This window comes from Bacillus sp. DU-106 (genome assembly GCF_004799705.1).
Taxonomy (GTDB): domain Bacteria; phylum Bacillota; class Bacilli; order Bacillales; family Bacillaceae_G; genus Bacillus_A; species Bacillus_A cereus.
Genome location: NZ_CP026607.1, coordinates 4,013,951 through 4,033,997 on the forward strand (window position 1 = coordinate 4,013,951; position 20,047 = coordinate 4,033,997).

Here is a 20,047-nt window from a genome sequence, read left to right on the forward strand (position 1 = left end):
TTTCCTAGTAAACGGAAATGCTTACTTTCAATTAGGGAGGAATTTAAAATGGCAATTCAAACAAGTAACTTAGGTTATCCACGTATCGGACTACAACGAGAGTGGAAAAAAACATTGGAAGCTTTTTGGTCCAATAAAATCGATGAAGAACAATTTTTAACAACAATGAAAGAAATTCGCCTTCAACACGTAAAAGTACAGCAAGAAAAAGGGATTGAACTCATTCCAATTGGCGACTTTACATATTATGATCACGTTTTGGATACTGCCTATATGCTAGGATTTATTCCATCACGTTTTTCTGAGTTTACATCTTACCTTGATGTATATTTCGCAATGGCGCGTGGCTCTAAAGATCACGTAGCTTCCGAAATGACAAAATGGTTTAACACAAACTATCACTATATCGTTCCTGAATATGAAGAGGGATTACAAATCTCTTTAAAAGATAATCGTCCACTTCGCTTATACGAAGAGGCAAAACAAGAATTAGGAGTAGATGGAAAGCCTGTTATTTTAGGACCATATACTTTCTTAAAATTAGCTAAAGGCTATACACAAGAACAATTTCCTACCATTTTAAAACAGTTAGTTGCACCTTACGTACAACTGCTTTCAGAACTACATGCAGCTGGTGCACCAGCCATTCAAGTTGATGAACCGATTTTCGCTTCTTTAACTAAAAAAGAAGTTCAACAAGCAAAAGAAATTTATGAAGCTATTCGTAAAGAGGTTCCAAATGCGACTCTTCTTTTACAAACATATTTTGATAGCGTAGAAGAAAACTATGAAGAAATTATTACATTCCCGGTATCCGGTATTGGATTAGATTTCATTCATGGTAAAGAAGGTAATCTAAATGCTATTTCAAAATATGGATTCCCAGCTGATAAAACTTTAGCTGTCGGTTGTATAGATGGCCGTAACATTTGGAGAGCTGACCTTGATGAAGTTCTTGAGTTATTTACAACGTTACAAAAACAAGTCCAAACGAAAGATATCATCGTTCAGCCTTCTTGTAGCTTATTGCATACACCAATCGATAAAACAGAAGAAACTCACTTATCGACTGAGCTGTTTGATGCGTTAGCATTTGCAAATCAAAAATTAGAAGAATTAGTTCTTATTCATTCCGCTCTCACTCAAGGTACAGAAAGCATTAGTAATGAGCTGGAAACATATCGAAACGTACATCATACAATTCGTTCATCTGCTGCACGTAACCGAGAAGATGTCAAAGCAGCACGAACAGCACTAAAAGAAGAAGATTTTTCACGTCCTCTTCCATTTGAAAAACGATACGAATTACAACAAGTTGCTCTAGAGTTACCGCTATTACCAACAACGACTATTGGTAGCTTCCCGCAAACAACTGAAGTTCGTCAAACGCGAAAAGAATGGCGTAACGGTGTTATTTCAAATGAACAATATGAACAATTTATTGAAAAAGAGACAGAAAAATGGATTCGTTACCAAGAAGAAATTGGGCTTGATGTCCTTGTACATGGTGAATTTGAAAGAACTGACATGGTCGAATATTTTGGTGAGCGCCTTGCTGGTTTCTCATTCACTAAAAACGGTTGGGTACAATCATACGGTTCCCGCTGCGTAAAACCACCTGTTATTTATGGTGATGTAGCCTTTATTAACGGCATGACTATTAAGGAAACAGTTTATGCGCAAAGCTTAACAGAGAAAGTTGTAAAAGGAATGTTAACCGGACCTGTTACAATTTTAAATTGGTCCTTCGTTCGAAATGATATTCCAAGAAAAGAAGTTTCGTATCAAATTGCACTAGCTCTTCGTCACGAAATTGAACTACTTGAATCTTCCGGAATTAGAGTAATCCAAGTCGATGAGCCCGCACTTCGTGAAGGAATGCCACTAAAAGAAAAAGATTGGGATGCTTATATTACATGGGCAGTACAATCCTTCCTTTTAGCAACTTCTTCTGTAGCAAATGAAACACAAATTCATACTCATATGTGTTACAGTAACTTCGAAGATATTGTTGACGCGATTCGCGCATTAGATGCAGATGTAATTTCTATCGAAACATCAAGAAGTCACGGAGAATTTATTGATACATTAAAACATACAACATATGAAAAAGGCATCGGCCTAGGTGTATATGATATTCATAGCCCACGTGTACCGAGTAAAGATGAAATGTATAAAATCGTAGAACAATCTTTAGAAGTATGTGATCCTAAATATTTCTGGATTAATCCTGATTGTGGTTTAAAAACGAGAAGAACAGAAGAAGTTATTCCAGCTTTAGAACATATGGTGCAAGCAGCGAAAGATGCTCGTTCCCTTTTAAAAACAAACGCATAACAAAAATGGGTTATCCTTTTCTCAGGATAACCCATTTTTTATTCTTTACTTTCAAAAAAGAATTCATATTGTATTTTATATAATTCATCATCCGTTGGCTCTTCAAGAGGAATTGCTTGTAATACAACTGTATACTCACCATTTGGAATAGGTATTTGAAATTTATTAGAAAGAATACTCGTTATAACGATACTTTCATTTTCAACTGTAAAAGGAACCGTAATCGTTCTAACTACTTCTTCTTTTTCAATATGTTTCCCTGGGGTCACTTTCACTTCACAAGTATAATCAGAAAGTGCTTCAAAAATAACAGTTCCATCTGCCTTAGCATAACCTCTTTCAAAATCTTCATCAGTCCAATCTACATAAGGCTGCTCACCGTCATAGTTCATCAACATTAATTGCGAATAAGAAATCGTTAACTCCATAGTTCCCCTTCTCCTTCATTATGAAATATACAACTACTACTTCACTTCAAATTTTACTCGCGTACCATCTGGGTATTTATCTAACTTATTCCCTACCCAAGAACCTGCTCCGCGGTTATCCGCCGGACTTATATATTCAATATGTGCTCCTTTTCCGCCTTCCTTGCACATCGCCATTGGCCATTCATCACGATCATACCCTTTTTTTGATGGATATGGTGCTAACGACAATTTCCTTCTATCTGCAGCACCACCACGATCGATTGTACAAACTTCTGAATGCCCTTCTTTTATAGCATCCGTAATATGTTTTCCTGTCTCTGGATAACGTTCTTTCGGAAATTCTAACACTTGATCATACGTATTCGTTTTCTTTACACTTGTTTCCTCTGGCACAAGTACTTCATAAACTGCTACTAAAATAGACAGAATTGCGATAATTGAAATGATAATACCTTTTAATTGCTTCATGTATACCTCCATGTTTCTACCAGTTTCTTTTCCTCCGTTATTATAACAAACTTCTCCTGTATATGTTTTCAGACATTATTTTAGTTATTCCTTGCCATTCCGCCAAAAATTTTCATTTTTTCACTAATGCTGTAGAAAACTAATAGCCTTCCGACATTCTTTTTCAAAGGAAGTCCTCATAAAAGATTGAAATGATATATACGATACTTTTTGGGGAGGAAATATGATGGAAGCTACCTATAAAACAAAAGATGTCACGAATAAAACAGGCATCCCAAAACATATAGTTCGCAAATATAGTCAACTGTTAGAAGAACATGGTTATATGATTTCCAAAACAGCTGATGCTCGTATTTATAAACTTGATGATTTAAAATTATTGAAATCTATACACGAAAGAGCTGCTACATTACAAGAAGATATTTCAGAAACGATACCGATTATTTTAAAAGAAAAAGAGGCCCCACCTGTACCAGTTATACAAGATAAGCAAGAGATACAAACGAAAGAAAAAGAAGATGGGCGTAACTTTGAGGAGTTCATGTTAAAACTTGAAATGCTAGCTCAATTAAATGAGGCAATTATTCATCAAAATTCTACTTTAATTACACAAAATCGTTTAAAGGATGAGAAACTAGACGAATTGATGCAACAAGTTTATGTAAAAGAAGGCTCTCAAGAAAAAATGCTTCAAGAGTTAGTCGATCACGCCGCTCAAACAGATGCACTGCAAAAAGAAAAGATGGACTTATTAATGAATCATATGTATAAACGAGAATCCAAACAGGAAGAAAAAATGAATAAACTTGTTAGTCAAATTTATAATAAAGACAGTAACCGTGATGCACAGCTTATGCAAGTTATTCGAGAAATTCAAGAAACAAAAAGAATGGTTGCTGCCTCAAAAGAGCAAAGCTTCTTTCAATCATTTAAAAGTTTATTTAGCCGAGCAAAACAAGAAAAAACAAATGAATAAACAATATAAAATAAAAAGTTACCTTTCATCGGTAACTTTTATTCCTTATTTTGTACAGCTGGTAATATAATAATTGCTTCAGTGCCTTTTCCACTTTCACTCTTATATTCCAATGTACCATTATGCGCTTGTAAAATACTAAATGTTACCATAAGTCCTAATCCTGTCCCTTTTTCTTTTAAAGAATAATATGGTTGCCCAAGCCTTGCTAACTGTTCATTCGTCATACCAACACCACTATCTTTAACTCTTATTATGATTGTTTCGTCTTTTTGAATAGCTGTTACTTTTAAATATCCTTTATTTCCTTGAATTGCTTCAATACCATTTTTAACAACATTCATAATAGCTTGCTTCAATTTTGTCTTATCACCAATCGTATAAAGACTTTCTGAAATTTCAACTTGTAAATATACACCTTGCATCGCTGCAAATGACGACATGAGAGTGGTCATTTCTATTAATTGGGCTGATAAACAAATGTGTTCTTTTTTCTCAATTTGCGGCCTTGCTAAATTTAAGTAATCTGAAATAATTTGTTCCGCCCGATCCAATTCAGCTAATACGAGACGCATATAATCCTTATTCTTCACATCTTCCGTACTTTCTAGCAATTGGATAAATCCACGAACAACAGTTAGTGGATTTCGAACTTCATGTGCCACACTTGCTGCTAACTCACTTACAATATTAAGCTTTTCTGATTTTTGCATCTCTGTACGTAGCAATGCATTTTCATTTAAATATTCAGTTAAATACACCTGAAATACCATTGTCATGACCATGATAAGCGAGGCAAATATAAATCCGCTATATATTTGCGAAATATACGGTGTAAATCCTGTTTCCAAAAGAACATTAATCATGCCTAATACTAAAGAAACAAGCACATAAAATGATGAAATCATAAATGCTAAAATTAATTTCTTATCCCTTGAAAAAAGAGACCATTTCTTTGATAAAAATAGCGGAACTATCAATAAAAATATTACTTCTAAAACTGGAAGAAAGCTCATTCCCTTTAGTAACCATTCATATGCAACAAAAATAACCGCTGGGATTAAACCAACAATCCCACCATATAAAAAACCACTGACAATTGGAATGGGGTGAAAGTTATACCCACACACATTGCCAAAACAAATAGAGTATGTCATGGAGAGAACGAGCGTAACGCTAGATAAAAACATAATAAAGTAACGATTTGGCTTCGGAGGCATTTCTTGATAGCGATTTAAACGAATCGCTTCATATAAAAATAGTGGCAAAATTATGATGGCAATTTGAATCAATAAATCACGGATAAGCTCCATAACCTCTCATCCCCTATATGTATTTTGATATGATTATATCATTTTATAGGTGTATTTGTTTTAAAATTTTGATTTTTCTTAACATATTTGTTAATTCTTTGTTAACAACTCATAATAATTGTTACAGATTTTCGAAATGATTGTAAACCCTGTACCAAATTTCCTTCGTGCAGTATACAATGAATACGGATTACAAAGAAAATATAAAAATACTTTTTTAGACGGACAACTATAGCAAAATACAGCATATAATCCATACTATCTATGTTTACAAATAAGTGATCATTACTTTAGTAGGAGGAAGATAAATATGGCGGGTACTACGCTTGTTTTAAAAGAAGAAAATTTGGTTGTTCTAGAAAATGTTGAAAAATCAGTATATGAAGAGTTACAGCATAAAGCGGGAGAAGAAAACTGCACATGTGCTGTGAACGAATCAGTTGTTCACCTTGGCAAGGTATCCTCTGTACTCTGGAATGAAGATGAAATAGATTGGGAATACGGATATTAAAAAGTCGCTTATAGCGGCTTTTTTTCTCTTTTCTCTCTCTTTCTAAATAACATATACAAAGCGTAATCATAGAAAATATGATAAAATGAACTTAATTTTCAAACGGAAGAAAGGGAGATACAATGGAACAATTCATTAACCCTAGAGTGAAGGATATCCAAATTTCTGGAATCCGTCAATTCTCTAACATGATTCAAAACTATGATAATTTGATTTCTTTAACAATTGGACAACCCGATTTCCCTACACCTTCTCTCGTGAAAGAAGCGGCAAAACGGGCTATTACAGAAAACTATACAAGCTATACACATAACGCTGGTTTACTAGAATTACGTAAGGCAGCTTGTAACTTCGTAAAAGATAACTACGATTTACATTACTCACCTGAAAACGAAACCATCGTTACAATCGGTGCTAGCGAAGCAATTGATGTTGCATTCCGAACGATTTTAGAGCCAGGAACAGAAGTAATTTTACCTGCTCCTATTTATCCAGGTTACGAACCCATTATTCGATTATGCGGTGCAACGCCTATTTTTGTAGATGTTCGTGAAACTGGATTTCGTTTAACAGCTGAAGCGCTTAAAAATGCTATTACAGAAAAAACAAGATGTATCGTACTACCGTATCCTTCTAATCCAACTGGTGTAACTTTATCAACAGAAGAGCTAAAAGATATTGTAGATGTTTTAAAAGATAAAAATATTTTCGTCCTTTCAGATGAAATTTATAGCGAGCTTGTATATGAACAAAAGCATACATCTATCGCTCATTTCCCAGAAATGCGTGAAAAGACAATTGTCATTAACGGTTTATCTAAATCACATTCTATGACTGGCTGGCGTGTTGGACTTTTATTTGCACCAAGCTATTTAGCAGGACACATATTAAAAGTTCATCAATACAATGTAACGTGTGCTACTTCAATCGCTCAATACGCTGCAATTGAAGCATTAACAGCAGCTAAAGACGCACCAAAAATGATGCGCCACCAATATAAAAAACGCCGTGATTACGTATATAATAGACTCACTCAAATGGGATTAACAGTTGAAAAGCCAACAGGTGCATTTTACTTATTCCCATATGTTGGTCATTTGACATCTTCATCATTTGATTTTGCACTTGATCTTGTCAAAGAAGCGGGACTAGCTGTAGTTCCTGGAACAGCATTCTCTGAATACGGTGAAGGCTACCTTCGCTTGTCCTATGCGTATAGTATCGAAACTTTAAAAGAAGGCTGCGACCGATTAGAAGCCTTTCTAATGAAAAAAGCTAAGAGTTAAACTCTTAGCTTTTTTATGCATAATGATCACAAGTTTGACGTTTTAGTAATTTATGAGGAATAATGATACACTTTGCAGTGGATTCTGCATTCTCTACTTTATCAACTAAAGCTTTTGCCGCCTCATATCCTAGCTGATAAATATTCACATCAACTGTCGAAAGTGGAGGGCTCGCAATTTCCGATAATAAAGCATTATTAAAGCTTACAATAGAAACATCTTTCGGTACAACAAATCCTTTTTTAGAAAGAGCACTTAACACACCAAGTCCAATTAAGTCATCCGTTGCCATAATTGCCGTTGGCGGTTGCTGCAGTCCCATTAATTCCTCAACAGCTTGTTGACCACTTTCCCTCGAAAAATCAAAATGTAAAATATATTCTTTTGGTAATACAATGTCTGCTAATTTCAAGGCATCACTCATACCAGCTAAACGATCTCTCGTTACAAGTAAATCTGATCCACCACCAATGAACGCGATTTGTTTATGCCCTAATGAAATTAAATATTCTGCCACTTCTCTTGCAGCTGTATAATTGTCATTATCTACATATGTAATTTCATCTTTTCGATCATATGGTTTTCCTATTAAAACAAACGGGAAATTTTGTTCATGTAAATATTGAATAATCCGATCATTCTCCCTTGAATATAAAAGAATAATGCCACCAATTTGGCGTCCTTGTACCATCTTTACGACACCATTAAAAATTTCTTCTTCCGTTTCACCTGTCGACATGTAAAGCGCATAACCTTCTACGTGTGCAAATGAACTAATCCCTCTTATAACTTCTGGGAAAAATGGATTTTGAAAAGCTTTACTTGCAGAACTTGGCATAACAAGACCAAGTGTTTTCGTCGTTTGGTTCGCAAGATTTCTCGCATTTAAATTGGGATGATACCCTAATTCACTCATCACTTTCCTAACACGGCGCTTTGTCTTTTCACTTATACTTGGATTATCAGCAATTACACGAGAAACTGTTGATGGTGCAACATTCGCTTGCTTCGCCACATCTTTAATTGTAACTGTCATAAAAATCCCCCTCCTCTCATTTCTCTGCCATTTTTCATATATTTTATCTCGCACTCATTGCAAGTCATAAACTTTCATTTCTTATATCTTGCAAAACTAATCCTATTCTCCCTCTTCATGTATTGTAAGGGATATAGCTATTTTTTCCTATACTATAATATACTATTTATTTCACTTCTTTTCACATGTGATGTCAAATCTCTTTTCATCTCCCTATAAACTTATTTATAGGGAGATGAAAAGAAAAATGGGACGTAATGTCCCATTTTTCATCCTTTTGTACCTCCAGCTGTTAAACCAGAAATAAAGTATTTTTGTAGTGATAGGAATAAAATTGAAATTGGGATCGCAATTAACACAGAACCCGCTGCAAACGTTGTAAATTCATTACCGAATTTCTTCGCAACCATTTCATATAATCCAACTGCTAAAGTATAATTTTCTGGTGTTCGCAAAATAATACTCGCTAAAATGAAATCTGTAAATGGACCAATGAAAGTAAATAACGCTACAACCGCTACGATTGGCTTTGCAAGTGGCATAATGATTTGCCAAAAAATACGAAAATGCCCTGCTCCATCCATTCGAGCTGATTCATCTAGTTCTTTCGGAATCGTATCAAAATACCCTTTCATAAGCCATGTATTCATCGGAATAGCCCCGCCTACATAAATTAAAATTAATGCAAGGTGTGTATCAATTAATCCTGTTAATTGGGCTAATACGTATAAAGCAATTAACGCTGCAAAGTTTGGAATCATTTGCAGAATTAAAAATGTTAATAAACCATTTTTTCTTCCAACAAAACGATATCTCGAAAATGCATAAGCAGTAAAGCTAATTGCTAACACTGAGAAAATCATCGTTAAAACACTTACTTTTAATGTGTTTTTATACCATAGTAAGTAATTACTATTCTCTAGATCTAATAACTTACGATAATGATCTAACGTTGCATTTTGTGGAATAATACTTGATCCAGATAAACTATCACCCGGATTAAACGATGAGCCAATAATCCATAATAACGGATAGAAAATGATGGCACACATTACGAAAATAACTAAATAACTTAATGAGAGACGTAACATCTTCTGTCTTTTAATATTCATTTACATCATATCCTCTTCTTGGAATGATTTTGTTCTCTTAAATTGCCATAACGCAACTGTAATAACGATTAACGATAATATCATTGTAAGAGCTGCTGCTTTTCCGTACTGCGCTGAAGTCATCGTTAACTTATAAATCCATGAAATTAAAATATCCGTTCCACCTGCGTCTTGTCCAGCTACAGCAGGACCTCCACCGTTAAATAGATAGATGATACTAAAGTTATTAAAGTTAAACGTATATTGCGTAATTAATATTGGTGCTGTTGCATATAACACAAGTGGCAATGTAATTTTACGAAACTGTTGCCAAGCTGTCGCTCCATCTACTGTAGCCGCTTCATATAATTCTCCCGGAATCGATTGCAGTATACCCGTTGTCATCGCAAAGATAAACGGGAACCCAAGCCACGTTTGAATCATAATTAAAGCAATCTTCGCCCAAAATGGATCTGTCATCCAAGCAATTTTTTCAATTCCGAATAAAGCTAATACTTGATTGTTAATCGCTCCGAATGTTTCATTAAACATACCAGAGAAAACAAGAATAGATACGAATGCTGGAACCGCCCACGGTAAAATGAAGATTGTTCGAATAATTGCCTTTCCTTTAATACCGGGCTGATTTACGATAATCGCTAAGAAAATACCAAGCGCAACTTGTAATGTTGTTGCAACGAATGTCCAAATGACAGTCCAAGAGAATACACTTACAAATGTCTCTCTCCACATCGGTAAAGTGAAAATATCAATAAAGTTTTTAAAGCCCACCCAATCTACTAATTTTGCTGGAGGAGAATGATATAAATCATAGTTTGTAAATCCAATTAAAATTACGAAGATGATTGGAAATACGACAACAAAGATAAGTAGTAGAAAACCTGGTGAAACCATTAAATAAGGAAAACCTTGATCTAACAAATTACGGTATTGCTCTTTTACAGAATTTAACGGTGTTCCGATATCACGTTTCTTTCCATTTTGGTATGCATCGTATAAGTTAAATGCATATATGCCGAGCCCAAAAGCGATAACGATAAGGGCCAAGATTCCTTCTACTAATAGAAAGACAGAATGGTCACGTGGAACTTCTGTACCAAGCGTTACAATACCCCATAATCCCATATTTAATAAATCAGCAAAGGCTACAATAAATGAACCTGTTAATACTAGAAAAATAAGACCTTTTACAAATTGTTTATTATACATTTGGCCCACGCCTGGAATGATTGATAACATGGTTGCTATTTTTCTATGCTTTGAATGGTTTAACCCATTTGCTGGTTCCATAGATGTTTGCATGTTCCTTCCCCCTTTTTTCTTCCTACATGGAAGGGAGAGAATTCGTGCCTCTCATATTCGAGGCACGAATTTCACCTTATTTTTTCTTGTTATGATTTGCCTCAATATTACCTTTAATTTGTTTCACTGCACTATCAAGCGCCGCTTTTGGTGCCTCTTTATCTGTAACAACTAATTGAAGCGCATCTCCAGCTGGTTTCCAAACTTCTTGCATTTCTGGAATGTTTGGCATTGGAATTCCATTTTCAGATTGCGTTGCAACTGCTTTTGCAGCTTCGTTATCTTTAATAATTGGATCTTCCATTACTGATTTTACTGGAGGAATTTCTTTTGTTTTCTCAAATCGAATTTTTGCGTTTTCTTCATTTGTTACCCACTCAGTGAATTTTGTAGCTAAATCATTTTGTTTAGAGAAACTTGTTACATGCCATCCTTTAACCCCAACAAACGTTTTCATTGGTTGACCATTTGGTAATTTCGGCATTGGAGCAACGCCATAATCAATCCCGTTCTTTTCCATTGCTTGGAACGCCCATGGGCCATTCATGATAGAAGCTGCTTTTCCTTCATTGAATAGTCCATCAGCAGCAGGCCCACCTGATTCACCGATAATACCTTTTGGGAATAATTTTTCCTTGTACCATTTTTGAAGATATTCAGCACCTTGTACTGCTCCGCTATTATTTAATCCAACATCACTTGCATTTGGCTTTCCATCTTTTTCACCAAATACATAACCGCCCATACCTGCCATGAATGCATTAGCAAAGTAGAAGTTATCTCCTAATGCTAAAAATCCGTACTTGCCATCTTTCGTAAATTCTTTTGAGAAGTTAAACAGCTCGTCCATCGTTTCTGGCGCTTTTGGCATTAGTTTTTTATTGTAAATAAAGACTGGTGTCTCAATTGCTTTTGGTAAACCATATAATTTTCCATTATATGTCTGTGCTTCTATTGATGAATTAGTAAATTTACTCTTTACAGCATCATCTGCTTTCACTTCAGAAAGTAAACCTTCTGTTACTGCATTTCCGATTTGATCGTGTGGCAATGTTACAACATCTGGTCCAGTCCCCGCTGGTCCATCAAGGCGTAACTTCTTCACTTGATCTGTCATTTGCATTTCAACAACTTTTACTTTTACTTTATATTTTTCCTCAAAGCTTTTCACTGCTGGTTCTAAACCAACACCTTTTTTATCATCTTCCCAAACAAGAAGATCATAGTCTTTTTTCGCTTTACTTTCCTCTTTTTTCCCTGAATCTTTCGGTCCACATGCAGATAACATACCAATAGATAATGCTGAAACCGTTAATAATGATAATGCTTTCTTCATCCCAAAAACCTCCCTAAATTGTCTATGTACCTCAGTAACTGAAAACGTTTGCATTTAATAGTTTAATTGAAGCGCAAACAATATCTCAATCTATGAAAACGTTTGCGCTATTTGTCTATCATTATACATTCTTTTATTCATTTTGCAAATATTAATTTAAAAATTATGTCATTATACTCTTTATACATTGACTTTATATGAAATGAATACTACTCTTATAAGCAATATTAAAGCTACGAGAAAGGCAATCGTTTGCAATATAGGCTTTATTATTACACTTAAGGGAATACTATGTATAGAGATATTGAAGGGGGATTTTCTATATGTTTAAAGAAGCTATTTATCATAGGCCGAAAGATAATTATGCATACGCTTATGATGAACAAACAATTCACATCCGAGTACGTACTAAGAGAGATGATATTCAAAGCGCCAATCTTATTTACGGTGATCCTTACGAATGGAAAGACGGGAAATGGATATCAGCAAGTACACCCATGAAAAAAACAGGTTCTACTGCATTATTTGATTATTGGTCCATTTCAATCGAACCAAAATTTAAGCGCTTACGTTATGGGTTTGAATTAAAATCTGAAACAGACACTCTTATTTATGCAGAGCGAGGATTCTTTTCTAGCATTCCAAATGATGATGTTGGTAACTTTTTCTGTTTTCCATTTATTCATGCAGATGATGTATTCAAAGCACCATCTTGGATTAAAGACACCATTTGGTATCAGATTTTCCCTGAGCGATTCGCTAATGGCGATAGTACGCTGAATCCAGAAAACACCCTTCCTTGGGGAAGTGCGAATCCAACTCCAACTAATTTTTTCGGCGGAGATTTTTCTGGTGTTATTCAAAACCTTGATTACCTTGTTAAGCTTGGCATTTCCGGAATATATTTCACACCTATTTTCAAAGCTCATTCAAACCATAAATATGACACAATTGACTATATGGAAATTGACCCACAATTTGGGACGAAAGAAACTTTTAAAGAGCTCGTTGAAGAATGTCATAAGCACGGTATAAAAGTAATGCTCGATGCTGTGTTTAATCATAGTGGATACTTTTTCGAGAAATTTCAAGACGTACTAGAGAATGGTGAGAAGTCCGCATATAAAGAGTGGTTCCACATTCATGAATTTCCGATTATAACCGAACCACTTCCAAATTATGATACTTTCGCCTTTACACCGTATATGCCTAAATTAAATACAGCTCATCCAGATGTAAAAGAATACTTACTTGAAGTAGGACGTTATTGGGTACGAGAATTCAATATAGATGGCTGGCGCCTTGATGTCGCCAATGAAGTCGATCACAACTTTTGGAGAGAATTCCGAACTGAAATAAAGACACTAAATCCTGAAGTATATATTTTGGGAGAAATTTGGCACGATGCCCTTCCGTGGCTACAAGGCGATCAATTTGATGCTGTCATGAGCTATCCTGTTACAAACGCTCTACTTTCTTACTTTGCTAACGATTCCATTAAAGCAAGTGAATTCATGAAGCAAATTACAGAATCTCTACATTCCTACTCTATGAATGTAAATGAAGCAGCATTTCATTTATTAGATAGCCATGATACTCCAAGAATTTTAACAACATGCAACGGAGATAAAAATAAGTTGAAATTGCTCTATGTATTCCATCTTTCTTTCATCGGCTCTCCTTGTATTTATTACGGAGATGAAATTGGTATGGATGGCGGCATGGACCCTGATTGCCGTAAATGTATGATTTGGGATACTAAAGAACAAGATCATGCATTATTTACCCATATACAAACATTGATTTTATTACGGAAACAACATAAAGCATTTGGAGGACATGGTACTTTTCAATTCATCGAAGCAAATGATGAACATAATTATATTTCTTATACGAAAACATATGAGGATGAAACTATCTTTTTCGTTTTAAACCCTACTAATAGTGAAGTTACAGTTTCACTCCCTCTTCATGTTACTGGTAAGAAAATAATTAACATTTATACAAACGAAGAATTTTCAGCAGAAGCAAGTGTATTACAAGTTACACTTCCTCCATATGGATTCTCCATATTAAAATGGTAACCCAAAAAATCCTTATGCCAAGGTGGCATAAGGATTTTTCTTATTTCAATTTGAATACCATCGCTTCATACGGACGTAATGTAATGTTATCTATCGATCCAATTTCTACATCGTAATTGTGTATAAATAACTCTGATTCACTATAACTAATATCCTTAGGCATTTCAAATACACTTTCATCCGCAGTAAAGTTTGCAATGACAAGTAGTTTTTCATCTCCATATGTTCTTACATAAGCAAAAATAGAAGGGTCATTATTTAATATTAAATCATATGATCCATACACAACTATTTCATTATTTTTGCGTAGTTCAATTAATTTCTTATAGTAATAAAAAATTGAACCTTCATCTTGGATTGCTTGTTTCACATTAATCTCTTTATAGTTAGGATTTACAGTAATCCAAGGTTCACCTTTTGTAAATCCAGCGTGATCCTGATCATTCCACTGCATCGGAGTTCTAGCATTATCACGACCCTTTATATAAATAGATTCCATTACTTTTTCTATATCTTCACCATGGTCTATCACTTTTTCTTTATACATATTTAACGTTTCAATATCTCGATATTCATCAATTGACTCAAATCGGACGTTCGTCATTCCGATTTCCTCTCCTTGATAAATATATGGCGTTCCTTTCATCATATGAAGAACTGTCGCTAACATTTTTGCTGATTCAATGCGATACATTCCATCATTACCAAAACGAGATACAACGCGAGGCTGATCATGATTATTCCAATAAAGGCTATTCCATCCGGTATGCTCTAATGCTTTTTGCCACTTTGTTAAATTCTCTTTTAAAGTAAGAAGTGAGCATGGTTTTACATCCCACTTTCCACCTTCTCCTGAATCTAAATCCATATGTTCAAATTGGAATACCATTTGCAATTCTTTTCGTTCTTCTCCAGTATACAATTTCGCTTCTTCTGTCGTTACACCAGGCATTTCACCAACCGTCATAATATCATAATGCGATAATACTTCCTCATTCATTTCATGTAAATATTTATGAATGTTTGGACCGTTCATAAAATGCTTATGACCTGAAACATACCCCTCTTCTTCTGTTTCAACAGCTGGTAATCCCTCTTCTTTAGAAATAAAATTAATAACATCCATACGGAAACCATCAATTCCTTTTTCTAACCAAAACTTCATCATTTCATAAACATCTTGTCTTACCTTTTCATTATCCCAATTTAAATCTGGCTGTTTTTTAGAAAACAGATGTAAATAATATTCATCTGTCATTTCATCATACTGCCATGCTGATCCACTAAACGCTGCTCCCCAGTTGTTCGGTTCTTTTCCTTCTTTTCCAGGGCGCCATATATAGTAATCTCTATATTTATTATCTTTTGATTTACGTGATTCAATAAACCAATTATGTTCATCAGATGTATGATTAACAACTAAATCCATCATCAATTTCATATTACGTTCATGCATTTCATGTAATAGCTCATCCCAATCTTCCATTGTTCCGAACTCGTTCATAATTTTACAATAATCGCTTATATCATAACCATTATCATCATTTGGAGATTCATAGACTGGTGATAACCAAATCACATCAATCCCTAACTCTTTTAAGTAATCTAGCTTTGAAATAATCCCTTGAAGATCTCCTATACCATCATCATTACTATCCATAAAGCTACGAGGATAAATTTGATATACTACACTTTCTTTCCACCATTGTTTTTCCATTATGCTACCCCATTTCATTCATCATTCATTTTTCTCTTTTTTAAGGCGCAAACGTTTTCATTAATGAATGATAACAGATTCTATCTCAATTTAAAATAGCGCTTACAATTTTTATTGTCTTTTTCTAAGAAAACATATGAAAACCACTAATAAATCTCCAATAAATGAAAACGTTTTATTTTTTTATTTATTTTTTGAATCTATTCGTTTATAATGAACTCAAAGAAAACGTTTGCATAATTATTTCTAGGGGGAAATACCATGGCAGAACTTAAATTAGAAAACATTTATAAAATATATGATAATAACGTAACAGCTGTAACTGATTTTAATTTACACATTCAAGATAAAGAATTTATTGTATTTGTCGGTCCTTCTGGATGCGGAAAATCTACAACATTACGAATGGTAGCTGGACTTGAAGATATTTCAAAAGGCGAGTTTTCAATTGATGGTAAACTAATGAATGATGTTCCTCCAAAAGATCGAGATATCGCTATGGTATTCCAAAACTACGCTCTTTATCCACATATGAGTGTATATGATAATATGGCATTTGGATTAAAACTTCGAAAAATACCAAAAGATGAAATCGATCGTCGCGTGAAAGATGCAGCAAAAATTTTAGGACTTGAACAATATTTAGATAGAAAACCGAAAGCATTATCAGGTGGACAGCGCCAACGTGTTGCGTTAGGTAGAGCAATCGTTCGAGATGCAAAAGTTTTCTTAATGGATGAACCATTATCAAACTTAGATGCTAAACTCCGTGTTGCAATGCGCTCAGAAATTTCTAAGCTACATCATCGTCTTGGAACAACAACAATTTATGTAACACATGATCAAACAGAAGCAATGACTATGGCTTCGCGTCTTGTCGTTATGAAGGATGGAAAAATCCAACAAATTGGAACTCCAAAAGAAGTATATGAAACACCAGAAAACATCTTCGTGGGTGGATTTATCGGCTCACCAGCTATGAACTTCTTCCGTGGTAAATTGACTGAAACCGATTTCGTTATAGACAATACTATAAAAATTAAAGTATCTGAAGGAAAAATGAAGATGCTACGTGAACAAGGCTATGTAAATAAGGAAATTGTTTTAGGTATTCGTCCAGAGGACATTCATGATGAACTACTATTTTTAGAAGCTTCACAATCTACTGCCTTCACAACAAAAATTGAAGTCGCTGAGTTATTAGGTGCTGAATCCATTTTATATATGAAACTTGGGAATCAAGATTTTGCGGCACGTGTAGATGCAAGACATACGTTTTCACCTGGTGACCAAATTAAATTAGCATTTGATATGAATAAAGCGCATTTCTTTGATAACCAAACTGAACAACGTATTCGCTAAAAAATTTATCTTTACTATACACATATAAAAAACCGTCCACATATATTGAGGGCGGTTTTCATTATTATACTAGGGCTTCTACTGTATGAAATGATTGTCCTTTCGTGCCAATAATACCGAAAATCGGTAAATCACTAAGCACCACTTCTTCTTGCTGTTTCATAAAAGATGACGTTAATTGTTTTATCTCTATCCAAACGTCATTAATACAAAGTACATTGGAATCGTTCTCTTGTTGGCGAGAAAAAATAGAATCTATTTTATATAAACCAGCATTTTGAAAAAGCATGTCAATGCGACTGAATGCATTCAAAGTAATGCTAATAACGCGTTGCCAATCTCCTTGCTTTTCCATATCATAGAATACAAAAAGGGCTTCTCCGCCTAGATTCGTAATTTCCTCCACTGTTGCTTGTCCACTCTCTTGATCAATGTCCGTCACAATAACTTTTGCGCCTTGTTTAGCCAACAAAAGAGCTGTATTACGTCCAATACCGATGCCACCGCCAGTTACGATAGCAACTTTTCCTGCAAGCTTCATTTTCATTACCCCTTCTATAAGTCTTACCGTCATTCAGTATACTCCTTTATGAGATTATTCTGCAAGCAAGAAAAATTGCCATTCAATTTGTAAACGTTTACTTTTTATCCTTCTTTTTTCTTACTCTTACGCTGATCAAGAACTAGACCGATAAAAATGAGAATGCCCCAAAAAATTATGCTACCTCCTGTCATCTCAACTTCCCCCTTATTATATAAAGTAAAACTTTAATCAGCCCCAAATGGTGAGATAAAGATATTATTTTTAATCATTATACCATTATCTTAATTTTCAATCTATTATAAATAGAAATGACACATTTTAGTTTTTCCTTACTGTAAATATTCACAATATACTTATAAAATAAAAAAAGACCCTTTTATATATAAAAGGGTCTTTTTTTATTTTATTATACAAGACTTATTATTTTCGTCTTTGTAATTAAGTCCTGAAAACCGCAATTGTCTTTGCGGAACAACATCATATATACGTTACATATTAATGGAATTCCTAATAGCAATACGTTCGGTAATAACACTACAAAAAATCTTATAATTAATGTTTGCAACGTTAGCTTTTCACTCTTCAATGAAATTAATTTTATTCTCGTTACCTTTTTGCCAAGTGTAACACCGTTCCAAATAAAGGGTAATACAATAAAATATATCGCCATTAATATGAAAACTACTGCGAAATCATATCTAAAATCACCTAAGCTTATATTAAAGCGCTTAAACATAGCACTATAGTTTCCGGTCATAATAGCTACTACTGCACCATACATAACCGAGATTAAAAACATGTCAATTAGGGAAGCACCTATGCGATTCATTACAAGCGCTGGACGATGCATCTTTAACTTCATTTTATGTCGACTCCTTCATATCCTTCTTTACCCGTCTCATCGTACCACTTCTAAAAAACATTGTAAACTAGCGTTTCTCTTACTTTTCTTGTACAATTTGTTACAATAGCATTATAAAGGAGGTTCCCATATTGAAAAAATGGATAATCCTATTCGTCGCCTTCCTATTAACTGGTTGTGCAGGAAACACAAGTCACTTAACTTATACGGTTAACGATGAATACGAACTCATACGTACTTCTGGAAATGCATTTGAACTTTTCCCCTCGCAAGATGCTGTATATGCCACACAATACATCCCTGCAAAAATTACAGACATTGCTTGGGATGATAAATACATTATTGCAAAACAAACTGAGGAAAAATCAGATCCAAATAACCCTGACGCAGCAATTGCGAATAAAAAAAGTGAACATTATTGGATTATTGATGTAAAGCACAATAAACGTTTCGGTCCCTACAATGAAAAGCAATTTAATGAACAAAAAGATGCGTTTAAAATTAAGGTGCCTTTTCAAAATGTAGATTCATACATAAAAGAAATAAAAAAACAGTCAGCATAATATTTGTATGCTGACTGTTTTGTCTTACATTATTTTAGTGAGATGTTAAACGTTTGTGGCTCTTTTACAACATCTTGTGTTTCTGAATCTCCTGCAAGTAAATCATCAGTTGTAAACTGAATATCCTTTACCTTGTCTTTTCCATCGTCAAGTATTAAACCAATAATACCATCTCTTATTTCACCAGGCTTATAGTCTTCTCTTGATACATTTTTTGTACCAACTAACGTATCTTCGTCATATAAAAAGTTTTGAGTGGCTACTTTAAAATGTTGCTTACCATTAATCATAACATCATTCATAGAGAAAAATTGCATATTTTTATTTCCGCTATTCTCCACTTTATATGTAATCTCAACGTAACGAATTGTATTACTAATCTCTGTTCCACTTAGCGATGCATATAATTCTGCATCTTCTTGGCTTACTTTATCCCCTAATCTACGTTTTACTTCTTCAGGAGTTAGTGCCGTGTATACTTTCAATGTATTTTTTGCCTTTTCACTCATTTGTGATAAAGAGATTACTTTCACATCTTGTACGTGAATTTTCATTGGCGCTACTTCAAATGTTTGATTCACAGAATGCATCTGCTCTAACTTGAAAGTACCCCATCCTGTTTCTTTCACTTTTTGTCCTACTTTTTTCAGCTCACGCCCACCATATTCTTTCGTTTCAGGAATAGATTCTTTCTTCTTCGGTTCAGCTTTCTTTTCTTCTTGATGGAAGCAACCACTTAACATAAGAAGAAAACTACATAAAACAAAAATACTTTTCCATGCTTTCATCATTTCATTTCTCCTAACG

General features: G+C 34.4%; 19 protein-coding genes. 7 read left to right on the forward strand and 12 right to left on the reverse strand.

Annotated elements, in window-relative coordinates; translation table 11 throughout:
* Window positions 1-48: 48 nt before the first annotated feature.
* Window positions 49-2,337: a 5-methyltetrahydropteroyltriglutamate--homocysteine S-methyltransferase gene (metE, locus tag C3Y97_RS20225; RefSeq protein ID WP_001007608.1), complete on the forward strand. Its 2,289-nt coding sequence runs from the start codon at window positions 49-51 to the stop codon at window positions 2,335-2,337.
* Window positions 2,338-2,375: 38 nt separating this feature from the next.
* On the opposite strand, the gene comJ is transcribed toward metE, so the two are convergent.
* Both comJ and nucA read right to left on the reverse strand, forming a co-directional pair.
* Window positions 2,376-2,765, reverse strand: a complete 390-nt coding sequence (gene comJ / locus C3Y97_RS20230; protein ID WP_000424030.1) for a competence protein ComJ — start codon at window positions 2,763-2,765, stop codon at window positions 2,376-2,378.
* Between the two features lie 36 nt (window positions 2,766-2,801).
* Entirely contained in the window at window positions 2,802-3,236 is a 435-nt protein-coding gene (gene nucA, locus C3Y97_RS20235) for a DNA-entry nuclease (protein ID WP_000811494.1), read from the reverse strand.
* A 226-nt stretch (window positions 3,237-3,462) separates the two neighbouring features.
* Here nucA and C3Y97_RS20240 point away from each other — a divergent pair, with 226 nt between their 5' ends.
* Window positions 3,463-4,212, forward strand: a complete 750-nt coding sequence (locus C3Y97_RS20240) for a DUF3967 domain-containing protein (protein ID WP_000388471.1) — start codon at window positions 3,463-3,465, stop codon at window positions 4,210-4,212.
* A 38-nt stretch (window positions 4,213-4,250) separates the two neighbouring features.
* Here C3Y97_RS20240 and kinB read toward each other — a convergent pair whose 3' ends face one another.
* Complete coding sequence (kinB, locus tag C3Y97_RS20245; RefSeq protein WP_000420370.1) at window positions 4,251-5,525, reverse strand: sporulation sensor histidine kinase KinB; 1,275 nt, start codon at window positions 5,523-5,525, stop codon at window positions 4,251-4,253.
* A 310-nt stretch (window positions 5,526-5,835) separates the two neighbouring features.
* Here kinB and C3Y97_RS20250 point away from each other — a divergent pair, with 310 nt between their 5' ends.
* Window positions 5,836-6,036: a hypothetical protein gene (locus tag C3Y97_RS20250; RefSeq protein WP_000929280.1), complete on the forward strand. Its 201-nt coding sequence runs from the start codon at window positions 5,836-5,838 to the stop codon at window positions 6,034-6,036.
* A 122-nt stretch (window positions 6,037-6,158) separates the two neighbouring features.
* A complete protein-coding gene (locus C3Y97_RS20255) occupies window positions 6,159-7,322 on the forward strand; it encodes an aminotransferase A (protein WP_000434578.1) in 1,164 nt (387 codons plus the stop codon).
* 13 nt (window positions 7,323-7,335) lie between these two features.
* On the opposite strand, the gene malR is transcribed toward C3Y97_RS20255, so the two are convergent.
* The 4 genes from malR to C3Y97_RS20275 all read right to left on the reverse strand — a co-directional run bounded on the left by malR (window position 7,336) and on the right by C3Y97_RS20275 (window position 12,108).
* Complete coding sequence (malR, locus tag C3Y97_RS20260) at window positions 7,336-8,358, reverse strand: maltose operon transcriptional repressor MalR (RefSeq protein ID WP_000219053.1); 1,023 nt, start codon at window positions 8,356-8,358, stop codon at window positions 7,336-7,338.
* Between the two features lie 269 nt (window positions 8,359-8,627).
* The gene (malD, locus tag C3Y97_RS20265; RefSeq protein WP_001022608.1) at window positions 8,628-9,470 is read right to left on the reverse strand and encodes a maltosaccharide ABC transporter permease MalD; all 843 of its coding nucleotides are present in this window, start codon (window positions 9,468-9,470) and stop codon (window positions 8,628-8,630) included.
* Complete coding sequence (gene malC, locus C3Y97_RS20270; RefSeq protein ID WP_136363620.1) at window positions 9,471-10,772, reverse strand: maltosaccharide ABC transporter permease MalC; 1,302 nt, start codon at window positions 10,770-10,772, stop codon at window positions 9,471-9,473.
* A gap of 76 nt (window positions 10,773-10,848) precedes the next feature.
* Window positions 10,849-12,108, reverse strand: a complete 1,260-nt coding sequence (locus C3Y97_RS20275) for an extracellular solute-binding protein (RefSeq protein WP_000709923.1) — start codon at window positions 12,106-12,108, stop codon at window positions 10,849-10,851.
* 323 nt (window positions 12,109-12,431) lie between these two features.
* On the opposite strand from C3Y97_RS20275, the gene C3Y97_RS20280 reads away from it, so the two are divergent.
* Window positions 12,432-14,192, forward strand: a complete 1,761-nt coding sequence (locus tag C3Y97_RS20280) for an alpha-glycosidase (RefSeq protein ID WP_078386113.1) — start codon at window positions 12,432-12,434, stop codon at window positions 14,190-14,192.
* Window positions 14,193-14,232: 40 nt separating this feature from the next.
* Here C3Y97_RS20280 and malL read toward each other — a convergent pair whose 3' ends face one another.
* Window positions 14,233-15,909 carry an oligo-1,6-glucosidase gene (malL, locus tag C3Y97_RS20285; RefSeq protein ID WP_078386112.1) on the reverse strand — a complete coding sequence of 559 codons (1,677 nt, stop codon included), beginning with the start codon at window positions 15,907-15,909 and terminating at the stop codon, window positions 14,233-14,235.
* Window positions 15,910-16,170: 261 nt separating this feature from the next.
* Between malL and C3Y97_RS20290 the strand changes: the two genes are divergently transcribed.
* On the forward strand, window positions 16,171-17,271 hold the full coding sequence (locus C3Y97_RS20290; protein WP_000818931.1) for an ABC transporter ATP-binding protein: 1,101 nt from the start codon (window positions 16,171-16,173) through the stop codon (window positions 17,269-17,271).
* Window positions 17,272-17,335: 64 nt separating this feature from the next.
* On the opposite strand, the gene C3Y97_RS20295 is transcribed toward C3Y97_RS20290, so the two are convergent.
* From C3Y97_RS20295 to C3Y97_RS20305, 3 genes are all read right to left on the reverse strand, one after another.
* A complete protein-coding gene (locus tag C3Y97_RS20295) occupies window positions 17,336-17,845 on the reverse strand; it encodes an SDR family NAD(P)-dependent oxidoreductase (protein ID WP_000218413.1) in 510 nt (169 codons plus the stop codon).
* 71 nt (window positions 17,846-17,916) lie between these two features.
* Window positions 17,917-18,006 (reverse strand): hypothetical protein, encoded by a 90-nt coding sequence (locus C3Y97_RS20300; protein WP_000145638.1) that lies wholly within the window; start codon window positions 18,004-18,006, stop codon window positions 17,917-17,919.
* Window positions 18,007-18,221: 215 nt separating this feature from the next.
* Window positions 18,222-18,677 (reverse strand): RDD family protein, encoded by a 456-nt coding sequence (locus C3Y97_RS20305; protein WP_000769080.1) that lies wholly within the window; start codon window positions 18,675-18,677, stop codon window positions 18,222-18,224.
* Between the two features lie 131 nt (window positions 18,678-18,808).
* Here C3Y97_RS20305 and C3Y97_RS20310 point away from each other — a divergent pair, with 131 nt between their 5' ends.
* Complete coding sequence (locus tag C3Y97_RS20310) at window positions 18,809-19,240, forward strand: DUF3997 domain-containing protein (RefSeq protein WP_000758789.1); 432 nt, start codon at window positions 18,809-18,811, stop codon at window positions 19,238-19,240.
* Window positions 19,241-19,269: 29 nt separating this feature from the next.
* Here the strand turns inward: C3Y97_RS20310 and C3Y97_RS20315 are convergent, their stop codons facing one another.
* Window positions 19,270-20,031 (reverse strand): hypothetical protein, encoded by a 762-nt coding sequence (locus C3Y97_RS20315; protein ID WP_000973899.1) that lies wholly within the window; start codon window positions 20,029-20,031, stop codon window positions 19,270-19,272.
* Window positions 20,032-20,047 lie beyond the last annotated feature (16 nt).

Coding starts and splice junctions, on each gene's coding strand:
- metE (WP_001007608.1), top strand. CDS start 49: ATGGCAATTCAAACAAGTAACTTAGGTTATCCACGTATCGGACTACAA.
- comJ (WP_000424030.1), bottom strand. CDS start 2,765: ATGGAGTTAACGATTTCTTATTCGCAATTAATGTTGATGAACTATGAC.
- nucA (WP_000811494.1), bottom strand. CDS start 3,236: ATGAAGCAATTAAAAGGTATTATCATTTCAATTATCGCAATTCTGTCT.
- C3Y97_RS20240 (WP_000388471.1), top strand. CDS start 3,463: ATGGAAGCTACCTATAAAACAAAAGATGTCACGAATAAAACAGGCATC.
- kinB (WP_000420370.1), bottom strand. CDS start 5,525: ATGGAGCTTATCCGTGATTTATTGATTCAAATTGCCATCATAATTTTG.
- C3Y97_RS20250 (WP_000929280.1), top strand. CDS start 5,836: ATGGCGGGTACTACGCTTGTTTTAAAAGAAGAAAATTTGGTTGTTCTA.
- C3Y97_RS20255 (WP_000434578.1), top strand. CDS start 6,159: ATGGAACAATTCATTAACCCTAGAGTGAAGGATATCCAAATTTCTGGA.
- malR (WP_000219053.1), bottom strand. CDS start 8,358: ATGACAGTTACAATTAAAGATGTGGCGAAGCAAGCGAATGTTGCACCA.
- malD (WP_001022608.1), bottom strand. CDS start 9,470: ATGAATATTAAAAGACAGAAGATGTTACGTCTCTCATTAAGTTATTTA.
- malC (WP_136363620.1), bottom strand. CDS start 10,772: ATGCAAACATCTATGGAACCAGCAAATGGGTTAAACCATTCAAAGCAT.
- C3Y97_RS20275 (WP_000709923.1), bottom strand. CDS start 12,108: ATGAAGAAAGCATTATCATTATTAACGGTTTCAGCATTATCTATTGGT.
- C3Y97_RS20280 (WP_078386113.1), top strand. CDS start 12,432: ATGTTTAAAGAAGCTATTTATCATAGGCCGAAAGATAATTATGCATAC.
- malL (WP_078386112.1), bottom strand. CDS start 15,909: ATGGAAAAACAATGGTGGAAAGAAAGTGTAGTATATCAAATTTATCCT.
- C3Y97_RS20290 (WP_000818931.1), top strand. CDS start 16,171: ATGGCAGAACTTAAATTAGAAAACATTTATAAAATATATGATAATAAC.
- C3Y97_RS20295 (WP_000218413.1), bottom strand. CDS start 17,845: ATGACGGTAAGACTTATAGAAGGGGTAATGAAAATGAAGCTTGCAGGA.
- C3Y97_RS20300 (WP_000145638.1), bottom strand. CDS start 18,006: ATGACAGGAGGTAGCATAATTTTTTGGGGCATTCTCATTTTTATCGGT.
- C3Y97_RS20305 (WP_000769080.1), bottom strand. CDS start 18,677: ATGAAGTTAAAGATGCATCGTCCAGCGCTTGTAATGAATCGCATAGGT.
- C3Y97_RS20315 (WP_000973899.1), bottom strand. CDS start 20,031: ATGATGAAAGCATGGAAAAGTATTTTTGTTTTATGTAGTTTTCTTCTT.